This is a genomic window from Rhodothermus bifroesti (assembly GCF_017908595.1).
Classification (GTDB): domain Bacteria; phylum Bacteroidota; class Rhodothermia; order Rhodothermales; family Rhodothermaceae; genus Rhodothermus; species Rhodothermus bifroesti.
On sequence record NZ_JAGKTL010000001.1, the window covers coordinates 432,533 to 447,669 of the forward strand.

General features: G+C 55.9%; 12 protein-coding genes. 6 read left to right on the forward strand and 6 right to left on the reverse strand.

Translation table 11 applies throughout. From position 1 onward, the window contains the following. The first annotated feature begins 34 nt into the window (after positions 1-34). Positions 35-2,923 carry an excinuclease ABC subunit UvrA gene (gene uvrA, locus J8E65_RS01770; RefSeq protein ID WP_210373677.1) on the forward strand — a complete coding sequence of 963 codons (2,889 nt, stop codon included), beginning with the start codon at positions 35-37 and terminating at the stop codon, positions 2,921-2,923. Between the two features lie 144 nt (positions 2,924-3,067). On the opposite strand, the gene J8E65_RS01775 is transcribed toward uvrA, so the two are convergent. After that, on the reverse strand, positions 3,068-3,652 hold the full coding sequence (locus J8E65_RS01775; RefSeq protein ID WP_210373678.1) for a tetratricopeptide repeat protein: 585 nt from the start codon (positions 3,650-3,652) through the stop codon (positions 3,068-3,070). An 84-nt stretch (positions 3,653-3,736) separates the two neighbouring features. Here J8E65_RS01775 and msrA point away from each other — a divergent pair, with 84 nt between their 5' ends. The 3 genes from msrA (at position 3,737) to J8E65_RS01790 (ending at position 6,928) form a co-directional block, all read left to right on the forward strand. Beyond that, positions 3,737-4,288: a peptide-methionine (S)-S-oxide reductase MsrA gene (gene msrA / locus J8E65_RS01780; RefSeq protein ID WP_210373679.1), complete on the forward strand. Its 552-nt coding sequence runs from the start codon at positions 3,737-3,739 to the stop codon at positions 4,286-4,288. A 223-nt stretch (positions 4,289-4,511) separates the two neighbouring features. Further along, a complete protein-coding gene (locus J8E65_RS01785; protein WP_237181514.1) occupies positions 4,512-5,759 on the forward strand; it encodes a glycosyltransferase family 4 protein in 1,248 nt (415 codons plus the stop codon). Between the two features lie 86 nt (positions 5,760-5,845). Beyond that, entirely contained in the window at positions 5,846-6,928 is a 1,083-nt protein-coding gene (locus J8E65_RS01790; RefSeq protein ID WP_237181515.1) for a glycosyltransferase family 4 protein, read from the forward strand. On the opposite strand, the gene J8E65_RS01795 is transcribed toward J8E65_RS01790, so the two are convergent. From J8E65_RS01795 to J8E65_RS01810, 4 genes are all read right to left on the reverse strand, one after another. Then, positions 6,897-9,419 (reverse strand): efflux RND transporter permease subunit, encoded by a 2,523-nt coding sequence (locus J8E65_RS01795; RefSeq protein ID WP_237181516.1) that lies wholly within the window; start codon positions 9,417-9,419, stop codon positions 6,897-6,899. The two genes, J8E65_RS01790 and J8E65_RS01795, sit on opposite strands and share 32 nt — an antisense overlap. A gap of 2 nt (positions 9,420-9,421) precedes the next feature. Further along, positions 9,422-10,150, reverse strand: a complete 729-nt coding sequence (locus tag J8E65_RS01800) for a DUF3047 domain-containing protein (RefSeq protein ID WP_210373682.1) — start codon at positions 10,148-10,150, stop codon at positions 9,422-9,424. A gap of 1 nt (position 10,151) precedes the next feature. Further along, positions 10,152-11,084, reverse strand: a complete 933-nt coding sequence (locus J8E65_RS01805) for a hypothetical protein (RefSeq protein ID WP_279308393.1) — start codon at positions 11,082-11,084, stop codon at positions 10,152-10,154. Positions 11,085-11,183: 99 nt separating this feature from the next. Then, the gene (locus J8E65_RS01810) at positions 11,184-12,569 is read right to left on the reverse strand and encodes a capsule assembly Wzi family protein (RefSeq protein WP_237181518.1); all 1,386 of its coding nucleotides are present in this window, start codon (positions 12,567-12,569) and stop codon (positions 11,184-11,186) included. 110 nt (positions 12,570-12,679) lie between these two features. On the opposite strand from J8E65_RS01810, the gene J8E65_RS01815 reads away from it, so the two are divergent. Together J8E65_RS01815 and J8E65_RS01820 are read left to right on the forward strand one after the other, a co-directional pair. Continuing rightward, the gene (locus tag J8E65_RS01815; RefSeq protein WP_210373683.1) at positions 12,680-13,789 is read left to right on the forward strand and encodes a glycosyltransferase; all 1,110 of its coding nucleotides are present in this window, start codon (positions 12,680-12,682) and stop codon (positions 13,787-13,789) included. Beyond that, positions 13,777-14,025, forward strand: coding sequence for a hypothetical protein (locus J8E65_RS01820; RefSeq protein WP_210373684.1), 249 nt, complete (start codon positions 13,777-13,779; stop codon positions 14,023-14,025). Before J8E65_RS01815 ends, J8E65_RS01820 begins: the two co-directional genes overlap by 13 nt. Before the next feature lie 207 nt (positions 14,026-14,232). On the opposite strand, the gene J8E65_RS01825 is transcribed toward J8E65_RS01820, so the two are convergent. Beyond that, the gene (locus J8E65_RS01825; RefSeq protein WP_210373685.1) at positions 14,233-15,063 is read right to left on the reverse strand and encodes a glycosyltransferase family A protein; all 831 of its coding nucleotides are present in this window, start codon (positions 15,061-15,063) and stop codon (positions 14,233-14,235) included. Positions 15,064-15,137: the final 74 nt, after the last annotated feature.

Genomic DNA, 15,137 nt, shown 5'->3' on the forward strand with positions numbered 1-15,137 from the left:
TAATGAAACGCATGTCGTAACCGGTCGAAAAGCCATGGAGCTTGCTCCCCCGACGGCCACGCAAACAGCCGCTGAAGCGCTGCGTCAGAAGGCGCGCACGCACATCGTGCTGCGCGGCGTGCGCCAGCATAATCTAAAAAACATTGACCTTGACCTCCCTAAACGAAAGCTCATTGTCATTACCGGTCCCAGCGGCTCAGGGAAGTCGAGCCTGGCCTTCGACACCATTTATGCCGAGGGCCAGCGTCGTTATGTGGAAAGCCTTTCCGCCTATGCCCGCCAGTTCTTAGAGCGCATGGACAGGCCCGATGCGGATCTGATCATAGGCCTAGCTCCAGCCATCGCAATTGAGCAAAAAACGGGTGCACGCAACCCCCGGTCGACGGTGGCTACCCAGACCGAGATTTATGACTACTTACGGCTGCTCTACGCCCGCATTGGCCGCACCTACTCGCCCATCAGTGGGGAAGAGGTGCGGCGCGATTCGCCCTCGACCGTTGCACAAGCCCTACACGAGCGCTTGCCCGATGGTGCACGATGCTTCGTATGCTTTTTCTGCCCTGAACATCCAAAGCGCTCCCTAAGAGACGAGCTTGTAGCTCTACGCGAACGCGGCTTTTCGCGGCTAGTGGTGTTGCCTACCGACAAACAGGCGCAGCAGGGCGTGCAACCAGAGATCCTAGACTTAAGCACCCAGGATCCAGCCACGGTGCGCATTGCACGGGAACGACTCCTGGTGCTCATCGACCGACTGGTGATTCGTCCAGGCGACGAAGCCAACCGCTCCCGCATTGCCGATGCTGTCGAGCAAGCTTTTCGTGAAGGCGGCGGTCGTTGTGTGATCGTGCGCGTATCGCGCAGCGCAGAGCGCTTCGACCCCAGTGCCGATCTGCTTTTTTTCAGCGAGCACTTTGAGCGCGACGGGATGGTTTTCGAAGAGCCAACGCCGCTTTTGTTTTCTTTCAACAGCCCTGTAGGGGCCTGCCCTACCTGCCAGGGCTTCGGGCGCGTGCCCGGCCTCGATCCAGACCTGATCATTCCCAATCCAGATCTATCGATCCGGCAAGGTGCAATTGCGCCGTTCCGTACCGAAAAGTGGAGCCAGCACTACCACCAGTTAATTCGCCTAGCTGTTGAAGAACGCATCGATATTGATCGGCCCTATCGCCTCCTTTCTGAACGGGAAAAACGCCTGATTTGGGAAGGTAAAGGGGAATATATCGGCATTTACGGATTTTTCCGCTTTCTGGAAAAGCACAGCTACAAGCCACACTACCGCATCTTCCATGCCCGCTTTCGGGGCTACACGACCTGCCCGGATTGCCACGGCTACCGGCTACGTAAAGAAGCGCTGTATGTTAAGGTGGGCGGCTTGCACATCGGCGAAGTGTGCGAAATGACAATTCGGGCTGCACGGGAATTTTTCGATACCTTGGTGCTAACGCCTTTTGAGCAGCAGGTAGCTGGCGAACTGCTTGAGGCCATCCGCCGCAGGTTACGCTACTTAGACGAGGTAGGGCTCAATTACCTAACGCTCGATCGGCTCAGTCATACGCTTTCAGGTGGTGAGGCGCAACGTATCCACCTGGCCACTTCACTGGGATCGACCCTAGTGGGAGCCCTGTATGTGCTCGACGAGCCGTCCATCGGCCTTCATCCACGGGACACCGATCGACTTATCCGCATCTTAAAGGGGTTACGCGATCTAGGAAATACGGTGATCGTTGTCGAACACGACGCAGCAACTATTCGCCATGCTGACCACATCGTGGACCTAGGGCCCGGAAGTGGTCACCTGGGCGGAGAGGTCGTCTTTCAAGGCACCTTTGAGGAGCTGCTACGTGCTGAACGCTCGCTGACCGGGGCCTATTTAAGCGGCCGAAGGCGCATCGAGGTACCATCGCAGCGCCGTCCGGTTGACCCAGAGAACGTGATCGTTGTGGAAAATGCCCGCCAGCACAACTTAAAACGCTTGACTGTCCGCTTCCCCTTGGGCCTGCTGGTGTGCGTAACCGGCGTTTCCGGCTCAGGCAAATCAACACTCGTGCACGATACGCTCTATCAGGGACTAGCCCGCATTAAAGGCACGCACGACGGCGAATCGAAGGTGGGACTGCACGATGCCATCCGTGGCCATCATCTGGTTGACCGTGTCGAAATGGTCGATCAGAGCCCAATTGGCCGCTCGCCGCGCTCTAATCCAGCCACCTATACCAAGGTTTTTGACACAATTCGCGAACTGCTAGCCTCCACACCTCAGGCCCGTCTACGTGGCCTCAAGCCAGGCTACTTTTCGTTTAACGTGCCCGGCGGCCGTTGTGAAGTGTGCCAAGGGGAGGGCTTTGTGCGCGTCGAGATGCAGTTTCTGGCTGATTTGTACTTAGAATGCGAGGCCTGCCACGGCACACGCTATAAGCAGGACGTGCTCGAAATCCACTACCGTGGCAAAAACGTACATGACATCCTCAACCTAACCGTAGATGAAGCCCTGGTGTTTTTTGCCGATGTGCCCGAGATTGCCAACCGCCTCCGGGTGCTCGAGGAAATCGGTCTAGGGTACTTGAAACTAGGGCAGCCAGCAACCACGCTCTCTGGCGGCGAGGCGCAGCGCATTAAACTGGCGGCCCATCTGGACAGCGCCAACCGCGAACGCGTGCTGTACATCCTCGATGAGCCTACCACCGGGCTGCACTTTGACGACGTGCGCAAGCTGCTGGTTGCTTTAAACCGCCTTGTTGATGCCGGGCACTCGGTGATTGTCGTAGAGCATAACCTAGATGTCATCAAATGTGCCGACTGGGTGATCGACTTGGGACCTGAAGGAGGCCACCGAGGAGGCTTTATTGTGGCCGAAGGCACACCCGAGCAAATCGCCAGCCATCCCGAAAGCCACACCGGCCGCTTCCTGCGCGAAGTGCTGTAAACGCCAATAACCACGCGCTGTGCGATAGGTCGAGAAAAGCTCAAAACCAATCGATTCCTTTTCTCAAAGCTACTGGGCATGCACCCCGCTTGCGCATGAAATGCCCAGGTTTGACCAACGCACGCGTTTCGCCGGCCGCCGATGCTAGCCAAATGGCGGAGGATCGCTCCAGGGCCAGCGACGCGCTTCTGGGCTATTTGGGTAGCGCCTCAGCAAGGCAGACAGGTCTTGGCGAAACTGCCTGCTGTCGCCACCGGAGTTCAAGTACCGGGCTATGGCCCACCAAAGCATAGCTTGGGCAGCCAAGGGGTGATCCGGAAAGCGCTCCAGTGCTTCGTTAAGCAGCGCAATCGCCTCTGGGTAACGGCCGCGAGGTACAAGCTCTTTAGCCCTACCCAAGCGTAATACAAGCCAAAAGTCCTCTGGGGGCAGATAGCCCAGCTCTACATGGTGCGCTGCGCCACGCACATCGAGCACATAAAACGAAGGCGTCCAGACAGCCGCATACCGCACACGCACCAACCGATCTCGCTGAATGTCCTGCCGTAACAAGATAAATCCTTCGGTCAGCTCAGCCTGCACGGCAGCGTCGCGGTAGGTAATGGCCTCCATTTTCGCACAGCCTGCGCATTCTTCCCGTACGAACATTAGCAGCACAGGCTGGCGCCTTTGGCGCGCTGCAACTAAGGCCTGCTCGAAGTCTTCTAACCAAAAAAGCGATTCACTCATCCTGTAGCCCGCTTTTGGGGAGCTTGAAGCCTCTTAGATCGTTTGTGGGTTGACGTCCGCTTTTTGTAGGCACAGCTTCAAAATATGAAACGGTTGCAAGAAAAAGCGACGCTAGGTGGGGGATGCTTCTGGTGCCTAGAGGCTGCCTTTTTGGAGCTGCGTGGTGTAATCGATGTAGTGCCCGGCTATGCCGGTGGCCACGTGCCTAATCCTACCTATGAACAAGTGTGCACAGGTACGACGGGTCATGCCGAGGTGGTACAGATTACGTTCGACCCTGAGGAGCTTTCCTATGCAGATCTGCTGCACATTTTTTTTGCCCTGCACGATCCAACCACACCCAATCGACAGGGAAACGACGTTGGTCCCCAATACCGCTCCATCATCCTTTATCATGACGCAATTCAGCACCAAACTGCTCAGGCGCTCATTCAAGAGCTAGAAAACTCCAGGACCTATGCTTTGCCTATCGTAACCGAAGTGCGGCCTTTTACGGCCTTTTATCCAGCCGAGCCTTATCACCATCGGTACTACCAGCGCCATCCTTGGCAACCCTACTGTCAAGTCGTGATTGCCCCAAAGCTGGCCAAGCTGCGTCGCCAATTTGCCCAGCGTCTTGCCAAGCCTTTCTCCTAACGCGTCCGTGTTACTTTTGCGCTTCTTGCAGCGGCTTTTCTCAAGCCCCTTGTATCCCGAAGGGGTGAGCTTTTGGTGAATTCACGATTTTAGCCAGCTTTGAGGGGGAGGGTTACTGAATCTACGCTCGGATCGATCCGTTTGGTGTCCGATGTGGCCAGAGGGGATTTAGGCAGTGGCAAGCTGGCCAGAAAATAAGGGTTTGGAAGCGTTCATGGTCTATATGCCCACGTACCTAACGCGCCCATACAAAAAACAGGTGCACGTCGATGCTCCGCGGATTGCCCTTTTCACGGGTGCTTACAACCATATTGCTGACGGCGTTTCGCGTACACTGAACCGGCTGGTTGCTTATCTCGAACGTCGCGGGGCCTCGGTATTCGTTTTTGCACCGACGATCCCCAACCCTCCAGTAAAACATGCCGGGACGTTGGTCCCCGTGCCTTCTATTCCGGTGCCCGGCCGCTCAGAGTATCGCATCAGTCTTGGGCTTACTGCCCGCCACCGCCGTCTGCTGAAAACATTTCAGCCCGACCTTATCCATATTGCAACACCTGACTTTCTTGGTTTTCAGGCGCTTTGGTGGGCTCGGCGGCAGCAAATCCCTGTTGTAGCCTCTTACCACACCCATTTTAATGCTTATTTGCGGTATTACCATCTCAACTGGTCGGAGCAGTTGTTGTGGGCTTATTTGCGGTGGTTTTATCGTCAGTGTCGCCAAGTTTACGTGCCCTCTACGTCGATCTTGGAAATTCTTCAGGCCCAAGGCTTAAGCCAGAATTTACTTTTGTGGGAGCGCGGCGTAGATACGCAACTGTTTCACCCTGGGCAGCGCTCGCTATCCTGGCGGCGTAATGTGCTTAACGTTGGTGACGACGAGGTCGTGGTGGCTTATGTGGGTCGCTTGGTATGGGAAAAAGGGTTGGGAGTTTTTGCGGACACAATCGAACAGCTGCGTGCGCGCCAGGTGCCGCATCGCTGCCTAATCGTGGGAGATGGGCCCGCGCGGAGTCGGTTAGAGGCACGTTTGCCTGGGGCCATTTTTACAGGATACTTGGAAGGGAAAGCGCTGGCCCGAGCTTATGCTTCAGCCGACGTGTTTTTCTTTCCCAGCGATACAGAGACTTTCGGCAACGTAACGCTTGAAGCCATGGCTTCGGGGTTAGCGGCCGTTTGTGCCGATGCTCCTGGCAGCAACATGCTGATTGAGCACGGCCGCACCGGTTTTTTAGCCACGCCGGGACGCGTAGCAGAATTTGCTGCGTACTTGGAGCGTCTGATTCTCGACACCGAGCTTCGCCAAAGCATGGGGCGGCGTGCCTTAGAGCGGGCCCAACATTTCGACTGGCAGGCGGTTTTAGACCGGCTCTACAGCTACTACTTAGAGGTGCTTATGCCCTCTGCCATTCCAACAGGTGACGGTGCAGCAACCGAGCTGCCCGAGCTCTTGCCGTCGGTCTCAGCTGCTTGATGGAGAGGATGGCGTCACCGCTACGCCTGTTATTTGTTTCACACTCTTTTCCCCCTGCCAGCAATCCCCTAGCTAACATAGGGGGCATGCAACGCGTAGCAACAGAATTGGACGCGGTCCTAAAAACCCATCCCGACGTGGCCTACCATCACCTGGTCTTACGCACTTCTTGGCGATGGACGCACGTACGCGTTGTGCCTTTTTTCGTACGGTTGCTGGCGCAGCTTCCCCGTTACGTTGCCCAGCACCACATTGACGTGGTCCTGTTTTCTTCGATGGTTACAGCTTCGGTAGCGCTGCTGCTACGGCGCCATCCCAAGATGCATGCTACGCGTCTGGTAGCTATTGCTCACGGTCGCGATGTGACACTACCGGTAGCCGCCTACCAGCAACTGGTACCTCGTGTATTGCAACGGCTTGATGCTGTGCTACCGGTTAGCCGGGCTACTGCCCAGGCCTGCCTCGAACGCGGCATGCCGCCATCGCGGGTGCACATTGTGCCCAACGGTATCGATCCAGGCCGCTTCACGCATTTGCCGGATCGTCAGCAGGCCCGTGCAGCACTGGAGGAAGCATTAGGCCTGGAATTACCTGAAGGGGCCTTGCTACTTTGCAGCGTAGGCCGCCAGGTCCGGCGCAAAGGCTTTGCTTGGTTTGTTGATGCCGTTTTGCCTCGGCTGCCTGAGCAGGTGCACTACTGGCTGGCAGGCGACGGTCCCGATGCTGCTGCCATTCAAGCCGCAATTGCCCGCCATGGGCTTCAAAAGCGCGTTCGCCGACTGGGTCGCGTGCCCGACCCTATCCTCCAGCTGCTCTATCGGGCAGCCGATTTGTTCATTATGCCCAACATCCCTGTTGCTGGAGACTTAGAAGGCTTTGGGGTCGTTTTGCTTGAAGCTAACCTGTGCGGCACACCTACGCTGGCTGCTCAGCTGGACGGCATCCAAGATGTGATTACCGAAGGCCAAAACGGTCACCTCATCGAAAGCAGGAATGCCGAGGGTTTTGTCCGGTGGATTCTGTACTATATGCACAACCCTGATGCCCTAGAGGAGCTATCGGAACGCGCGGCAGCCTACGTTCGCCAGCATTTTACATGGGAAATCATTGGCCAGCATTATGTACAAACGCTAAAGGCTATTTGTCAGCAGCCACCGGTGATGGCGTAGCCGAAACGCGCGCGGTGCGGTCCTCCAGCCATTGGAGCAAAGCCGGCAAGAAAAGCAGCGCAGCAAGAAGCGTTGTTCCAACACCTACAACAGCCAGTTCACCAAGAGAACGCAATCCTGGATGAAAGCTCAAAAGCTGACCGCCAAAGCCCATCATTGTGGTAAGCGAGGCCATTGTTACCGCCTCACCCGTAGAACGCAGCACTTGCCGCAGACTACCCGCCCCATGTTCCCGATAGCGATGCACTAGATGTGCACCAGCATCGTTGCCAATGCCCAACACGGCTGGTAGCACCACCATGTTGTAGAAATTGAGCTTCATGCCCAAAAGCTCCATGATCAGGAGCATCCAGAGCACGCCGACCACCAGTGGCAGGAGGGCCAGCAAGGTCCACCGTAACGTCCGAAAGTTGAGCCACATAACCAATACCACAGCAGTAAATGTAAGCAGCACCATCCAGGGCGCTTCTTGGAGCATCAACCGAAGCATGTCGGCAGCTACCAACGAGGTTGACCCGGCATAATAAACCTTCCCGTTAACCTTAACCTGGCCCACATCTTCAGCAAAAGCAATAGAGTTGCGTCCATCAGCTAAGCGAACCGAAGGATACACCAGCACAAAGTTACCTACTTCGCCGGTTTTAGACGTAAAGCGTTCTTTGAGAAACTCAGGGACTTCTTCCAAAGCAATGGGACGCTCAGTTTGCGCGGCTTCACGCAGACGCTGCATGGCTTCAGAAGTGTCGGTGCGCAAAAAAGGATCTTCTAGCAGCGTGCGAATATGAGCAATACGGGCTAATTTGGCCTGCTGGGCTTCCGGCAGAATAGGGAAACGCTCCTGCAGGCTTTCTACCGCCAAAATAGTTGGGGAAAGCGTATCCTGGGCTGCCCGTTCCTTTAGCGCCGCAACGACAACAGGCACCTCTGCTGGATCGTCCACCACAATATAGGCGGGGTTGCGTCGGCCACCGGTTTGATAAACACGCTCCACATAATCCTGCCGGGCTTCATAGTCCTCGTAGCGCGGCTCGAGTTTTCCGAAATCCCACTCAAAAGAAACGCGTGGAAGAAAAACCAGGGCTAAAACTACCGCTACCACACTACCGATCAGGATCGGACGTGCCCCTGGGAAGCGTCCTGGGGCTACCCGATGTGCTGGGGCTGCATGGTCAGCGTCTAAGTTGAGCAGCCGGTAGCGCTCAGCGAGCACTAGCAACGCTGGCATCACGGTGAGCATGGCCAGCAAGGCAAGCAGAATACCGCTGCCCGCAATAAACCCAAACTCACTAAAGCCCTTAAAGTCGGCCAGCATCAACACATAAAGCGCAATAGCCGTAGTCAGCGCCCCTACTGTGATGGCTTGTCCGGTACTTAGGAACGTTATCTCAGCCGCCTCCGCCACCGAACGTCCTTCGGCCCGTTCTTCAGCATAGCGCGCATAGAAGTGAATGCCATAGTCAATACCCAAACCAAACAGCACCAGTCCCAGCGTCGAGGTCATCAGGTTCAGCGTTTTAAACGCCACGTAGGCCAGCCCAAACGACCACGATAGGCTCATCAGCAGCGGCAAGCCAATAAGCACTGCCATCACCGGCATGCGCCCTAGCTCCGAGAGCAACACCCGTCGATTAAAATGACGCCCCACACGGGCCCGATACGACTTGTAGCTAAAATACAAAACTACCGTGAGCAGCACGGCGGTTACACCTGCTCCAAAAGAACCAAACACGTCATTGGTGATCGCCCGCACTTCGACGAGCTGCCGAAGCAACCGGCCCGCCAATACCACCTGCATCTCGGGGTGGTAGCGGCTGGGTTGCATTTCTGCCACAAGTCGATCTAGGTCCCGGTAGAGGTCTTCGATATAGCCAATGTTGGTCTGCGACTGCGTGGGATAAAAACGCACTACCAGCGTGGTGCTATCCTCCGAAATGGGATACTCCTTCCCCACCAGCTCTTCATAAACCGCCTGCAAAGCAGCAGCGGTGGTGTCCTCCGGCTCCTCTTCCTCGAGCTCAAAGAAAAACGGATTGACACGCAGCCGGGCTTCTTCGATTTTGTCTTGCAGATATTGTTCCAGACGGTCTAGTTCATCGTCTGTAGCAAAATAAAGTGCATTTTTGCGTAAAAACTCGGTATCTCGGCGGTACTCTACGCGCCCCAAGTACGGCTCGGCATATTCCTTTCCTTGGAGCGCCAAAGCCCGTGGAATCAGGTCTTCAGCAAAACGCCGATTGGCCTCAAATGAGGGGCTAACGATGGCTACATCCACCGTACTTTCGCCGCCAACCATTTCGCGCAAGCGCTCCAGCGCCTGAACGCTGGGATAAGACCTCGGGATGAGCTTGGCAAAGTCGGTATCAATGCGCAGCTGCATAACCAGCGATACACCGAGTACCGACAAGGCCAAAGCCACACCGAGCACCCGGCCGGGATGCCGAACTACGGTACGAATAATAGGTCTCAGCCGCTGAAATAAACTTTCTATCATGTTTACCGAATCGCTGCTATAGCCGGAAGCAGTTCAAAGTCGTCAAAGTCTACGATCGCGTAGTCTTTGGTATTGTCTGAGTCACTCCAAATCGTAAGGGAAAGCGGCCGGCTAGGCGGTTCTTTTCCAAACAATCGCTGGTAGTCGGCCATTACATCCCGTTCTACGGACACCCAAGGCCCCATGCCGTCGATGCCTGAACTGACCACAAGCACCTTTAACGGTCCGTAATCCACTACGGTCTCAGCAGGCAACAACGAGCTATAGGTGTATTTGATGCTTATAGGCCGGCCTAGCCAGTCCGTGCCAAAGGTTACGTAAACGGCCCCACCGCTATCGTTCCAATGGCGACGGTCCTCTCGAGCACTAGCAGGCAGGTGCACCGCACGCCAGCGCCAACGCAGTCGAGGATGCTGGCGCAGATCCCAATCCAGCGCAAAGTCCTCCCGATTGACCAGCGTAATGCGCAGGGCTTCTCCGCGTGTAACGCAGCGCAAAAATTTATTTTGCGCTTCTTGCCGTACCCGGCATTCTTTCCGCTCATTCATCACCGCCGAAAGTGGTAAAAATTCTCGGCTGCTTGTCAGAAAACGCCATCGGTCGGGATAGGCCCCTGTCGGATAACGCTCAAAATTCTCAATACCTACGCGCTGTGGTTCCGACGCGGGCAGCGGTGCCAACTCTGGAAGCAATACTCCAAAAACCAGAAAAAATGCAAACCATCGCCCCATGTCATTCCAAAGACGTTACCGAACGTTCCTTACCGTCTAGCCGCTGCTCAAGCCAGGTGGTTAGGCCAAACAGCACGGCATTTAGAACCCGATCCAGCACGCTACGGACAACAAGCATGCCAGCAATGACCGCTGCAGAAGCTTCAAAGAGTGAGGTCATGCCCAGCACTGCCCCCATAGCCAACAAGTCGGTAGCGGGAAGAAATGGGATGCGATTGGTTACCGTACCCACCACCAGAATAGTTGCCCACACGCGAAACGGCGCCTCTGGCAGCACAACCCACCACTGGAGCACCTGAAGAACGTACATAGCAAAAAAGCGCAACACATGAACGCTCAGGAGCGTCACGACCAAGTGCTCAGGCAGATGAAAAATAGCCCTGCGGAACCGTATGCCCAGAACCCCTAGCGTCCCTACCGCCAACGTACCGGTAGCTACGTACAGAGGGTCAGCTGTTGCCCCAAGCCACTCAATCAGTGCAAACTGCCCGGTCAGAATTACAACGGCCACCAGCAAAATCACCGCAACGGTCGAAGCCACCGAGGAAAGGATGGTGTTGTCCTTGATGGTGCGCAGTAGATGCCCATCGGGCTGGTCAGTGTGGCGACGTGCCCACAGGTAGAGGTACACTTCCCCCGAATAGCCCAACACATCGGTATTCAACACACGCTTGCGCACCAAAACAGGGAAAACCTGCCCCCAGCGGATTTGCCAAAGCGCGCGATAAATGCCAGCCTCGGTAGCTGGAAGCAAAAAGTACAGCACTAGCCAAAGCACATAAAACCATGGCGTACGCGGCAAACTGGCATAGACCTCCTTCCAGCCAATATGGCTTAGCTGGTATACCAGCCAGGCAAGTACGCCAGCTACAAACAGCCCTCGGAGTGCTTTTTGAACCTGCCTCCCCAATGGCGTACGCAACCACCTAATCACCCACTGTAAAAGGCCTGGGGCCCGCATTATCAGCCACCCTGTGGTTTTAACATCTGGAGGGCTAACGGCAAAGGCCGCTTCAGGTTGCCGTAGCGCCTTTCAAGGCAAAGGCCGATAGCGTACGCCCAGCCGTAGCCCTAAGTTATCGGGGTAAAGCTGCCCCACATCTGCCCCTAGGGCTGCTAAAATGGCCAACGGACTTCCTCCAGAGCGCCACACCACCTCCAACAGTCCGGAAAGCTGCTCCGGTGGTGGCTCAAAGCGATAGGTTGTCCCCGGTTGCTGGAGCACGTCCCGCCCGTTATACGTCCCGTAGTTACGCGTGTAGGTCGCCAGCAGTCGATAGGACCAACCCTGTCCCAACTGCCCCATGAGCGCTACATGGTGGCCCACTACCCGATTGTTTTCCACCCCTTCGATCAAGCGTTGCTGCCGGTCCTCGGCCGCAAACATGAGCGGCGAGCCTACCGTGCGGCCATAGTGCGTCCACCCAGTCCGATACAGATAATGGTTGTAGTAATTATCCCGTCCCCCTGGCCCCCCCCGACCAGGACCTGGCGGCTCAGGGCCACTTTGGCGCTTTGTGTACAGAAACTCATAAACCACCCGCTGGACTAGCTTCCCTTGGCGATCCTGCAAGGATATCCCTAAAAGGCCGTCTTGGGGATTTTTAAACTTGAGCCCATCGCGGTCTTCATACAAAAAGTGCCGGTAGACAAGCACGTCAAACCGCTCGCTATGCAGCGAGAACCCAAAGTCGTACACACCAAAGTGATCCCCCTGAATGTAAATGCGCTCACCATAAGGAGCCCCTTCCCCCGCATTTAGGGCAAAGAAGGTTCGAAAGTAATCCTCTAAGCCTTGAGGCAGGCGACCGACATTGGGGTTGCGGGAAGTACCCCCCCAAAAGGCATCGTGCAACAAGCCGGCATAGATGCGCCACCGCGGAGATCCGACGCGCACGTAAAGGTATTTCTGGTGCAGATAGGGATTTTCAATTTGCCGAAAGTCGCGCATCCAGCCATGCGCCCAGTAGCCATGAAATTGCACCCAGCCGCGCGTTCCAGGCACTGGGGTATAGCTTTTCGTGCGCACGACAATTTTAGGAATCGGCGTGGCATTCCCGCTTTCCACCAAAGAACCTGAAGAAAGCAGCGTGTCGACCGTGCCAAGCACTTCCCGCTGACGCCCTACATAAGCCTCTAAAAAACCTACGCGTAGCTGTGCGTAGGCTGCTACTGCATGCAACGAAGGACTCTGAGAACCACGTGCTAGCACCTCCCCACCCAGTTGGTAGCTTAGCCAGCGTCGCGGCTGCCGCGTCCAAGCCCCCTGCAACACCAGGTAGGCATTCGACGACCGGGGATCAAACCGCCCCCATTGGTTGGCAACCAGCCAAAAAGGCTGTCGATCGGCTGAGGCACCTAGAAATCCTGCCTCCCCCTCTAGGCTCAACGGTGAAGCCTCCTGTGCTTGGAGGGGCATCAAGCTTAGCCAACCCCAAACCCACAGTCCAATAGACCACTGAACTTTCCGCAAAACCCAACGGTTGATGTGCATATGGCTGCCGCGATAAAACCCGAAGTCTGCTGAGCATGCCTCCCCGCGTCCTCCACTTCAAATCGATCTATCTCAATCGCTCCGAAACATTTATTGATCGCCTGATACGCCACCTGCAACGCTACGATCCCATCGTAGCCACCCTCTTCCCCAAGCATTATACCGAAAATCTCCCTATCTATACCCCTTCGGGTTGGTGGGCGTGGCGACGCGACTGCTGGCTCAAGCAACTCAACCGTACCCCTCGGTTTCTCTACGGGCTTTGTCGCCGGCTCCAACCTGCGCTCGTGCACGCCCATTTTGGCCTTGATGGCTACCGGCTTATCGGCCTAGCGCGAAAGACTGGGCTTCCTCTCGTAGTCAGCTTTTACGGACACGACGTTTCCCGCCTGCCTGATGCTGCTGGATGGCAACGCCGCTACCAACGTTTGGCGCTGCAAGGCACGCGGTTCATTGCGGCGACCGAAGCCATGAAGCAACAGCTTCTCAGGCTAGGCTTTCCCGAAACCCGTATCGCTGTGGTGCGCTTCGGCCTTGACCTACACCAGTTTGCTTTTCAGGCGCGCCATCAAGCAGGTCCCCGATTGCTTCTGGTAGGGCGGCTGGTCGAGAAAAAAGGTCATGCTGTAGCCCTTGAAGCCGTAGCACGACTCCATGCACTGGGGATTGAAGCGCGCCTAAGCTGCCTAGGCGACGGCCCCCTCCGGAACGCCTTGAAAGAAAAAGCGCAAAAGCTTGGCATTGCTGATCGGGTGCTATTTTACGGCGAGGTTACAAACGAACAGGTCCACGACGCGTACTACACGCACGATGTGCTACTAGTGCCTAGTCAAACGGCTACGGATGGTGATCAAGAAGGATTACCCAACGTGTTGATTGAGGGACTGGCTTGTGGCATTCCGGTTATCGCTACGCGACATGCAGGCATCCCCGAGCTCGTGCAGCATGAAAGCACAGGCCTATTGGTGCCCGAAGGCGACGCAGAAGCGCTGGCAGCAGCCATCCTGCGACTTATGGAAACTCCTGGACTGGTTGCTCGGCTAAGCTATGCGGGACGCCTTGCTGTTGAACAGCTGCATAGCCTGGAACGCATGGTGGGTGATGTCGAAGCCGTATATGACGATGTCTTAAAATGCATCCCATAACTGTTCGCCGGCTGCTTTTTGCGGTTTTGATTTTTCTCCCCTTACAATACGGCACCGTGGGCTTGGTACAACTTGTCACCGGACGCGAACCCTGGCCTGCGCTGGTTATGCCGGGCTTTAAAGCAACATGGGACGGCCGCGCACCACTCTTGGCTTCAAAGGTGAGCTTCGTTGCCTACGATACCGATTTATTGCAGCAGCAATTGCTGCTGCAACCTGAACGGGCATTTGCTTAGCGGAGCGTTGCTTACGGCGCTGGCCTTCTCGACGTCTCTTATTGGTGGCGCTGGTGGCTATGCCTATCGGCATTTATGCCGTACTGCAAATTTCCTTTCACTTTGCCGCAGCGGAACTGCTGCTGTTGGTTTTGCCATTAGACTTGTGGTTAAATCGCTTGCTTTCCATACTGGGGAAAACTTCTTTCCGCTGTTGCGGCATTGGAATCATAAACGCACCTGAAGCACCTCGGGAGCAAAAACACCCGTCTGCACCGAATCCTGCAAATAGGCCATAAAAGCCGCACGGCCTTGCACGTCGAGCTGAAAACGTGGGTGCATAAACTCGTTGCCGCGTACGTATCGGTACCAGAGATAGGCCAGGAAATCTTTTGGCGTATTGCGCATGCGCCGCAGAAAGTGCTCCTGCTCCCAAAGGTTTTCCCCGTGAAAGTAACGCAAATAAAGGTACGATTCGGAGGCAGGGAGCATGACGTAGCGGCGCTGGGCGCGCCATGCCTCGAGGTAGTGCGTATCGCTCGTGCGGCGTAAGTCCGGATAGCGCATTTGCGCGTCACGACGATGCACCAGCGTTGGGGGAACGCCACGCCGCAGCAATCCTAAGAACGGATGGAAAAAGTAGACGGGATGATTCACGTGCATCAGGGTACCAGCCAAGGCACAAGCGTCATAGCCCCCTTCAAGCAACACCTGCATTTGCCGCATTAAGCGTTCAGGATGAGACCAGTCGTCGTCATCCCATTGGGGCGCGATGTATTCACCGCGGGCCAAAGCCAGGGCTTGGTTCCGCAAGGTACCAATAACCCGGCCAGGCTTGGGCTCCTGGCGTACATAGACCAGCTCATCGGCTGGAATATCGGCCAGGAGCTTTTCGTCTAGGGGCTGTTGGCCGTTGTCTAGCACGATCAGCTCCCGATGAGGATAGGTCTGCTGTAGATAAGACCGGATAGCCCTCCGCACCAAATGCGGCCGATCGGCTGTCACCATAAGGCAACTGACCCGAGGCCAACGCGATCGTGCGCTTGCAGCCTGTTCCATCGTGCAGCTTACTTTGGGTTAGGTTTATGCACACGCAAACCCTTAAACTCCGTTCCTTGCGAAAAAAATGAAGG

Excerpts from the sequence above, each read along its gene's own strand:
- uvrA (WP_210373677.1), top strand. The coding sequence starts at position 35 with ATGGAGCTTGCTCCCCCGACGGCCACGCAAACAGCCGCTGAAGCGCTG.
- J8E65_RS01790 (WP_237181515.1), top strand. The coding sequence starts at position 5,846 with ATGCAACGCGTAGCAACAGAATTGGACGCGGTCCTAAAAACCCATCCC.
- J8E65_RS01825 (WP_210373685.1), bottom strand. The coding sequence starts at position 15,063 with ATGGAACAGGCTGCAAGCGCACGATCGCGTTGGCCTCGGGTCAGTTGC.
- J8E65_RS01800 (WP_210373682.1), bottom strand. The coding sequence starts at position 10,150 with ATGGGGCGATGGTTTGCATTTTTTCTGGTTTTTGGAGTATTGCTTCCA.
- msrA (WP_210373679.1), top strand. The coding sequence starts at position 3,737 with ATGAAACGGTTGCAAGAAAAAGCGACGCTAGGTGGGGGATGCTTCTGG.
- J8E65_RS01815 (WP_210373683.1), top strand. The coding sequence starts at position 12,680 with ATGCCTCCCCGCGTCCTCCACTTCAAATCGATCTATCTCAATCGCTCC.
- J8E65_RS01820 (WP_210373684.1), top strand. The coding sequence starts at position 13,777 with ATGCATCCCATAACTGTTCGCCGGCTGCTTTTTGCGGTTTTGATTTTT.
- J8E65_RS01795 (WP_237181516.1), bottom strand. The coding sequence starts at position 9,419 with ATGATAGAAAGTTTATTTCAGCGGCTGAGACCTATTATTCGTACCGTA.
- J8E65_RS01775 (WP_210373678.1), bottom strand. The coding sequence starts at position 3,652 with ATGAGTGAATCGCTTTTTTGGTTAGAAGACTTCGAGCAGGCCTTAGTT.
- J8E65_RS01785 (WP_237181514.1), top strand. The coding sequence starts at position 4,512 with ATGCCCACGTACCTAACGCGCCCATACAAAAAACAGGTGCACGTCGAT.
- J8E65_RS01810 (WP_237181518.1), bottom strand. The coding sequence starts at position 12,569 with ATGCCCCTCCAAGCACAGGAGGCTTCACCGTTGAGCCTAGAGGGGGAG.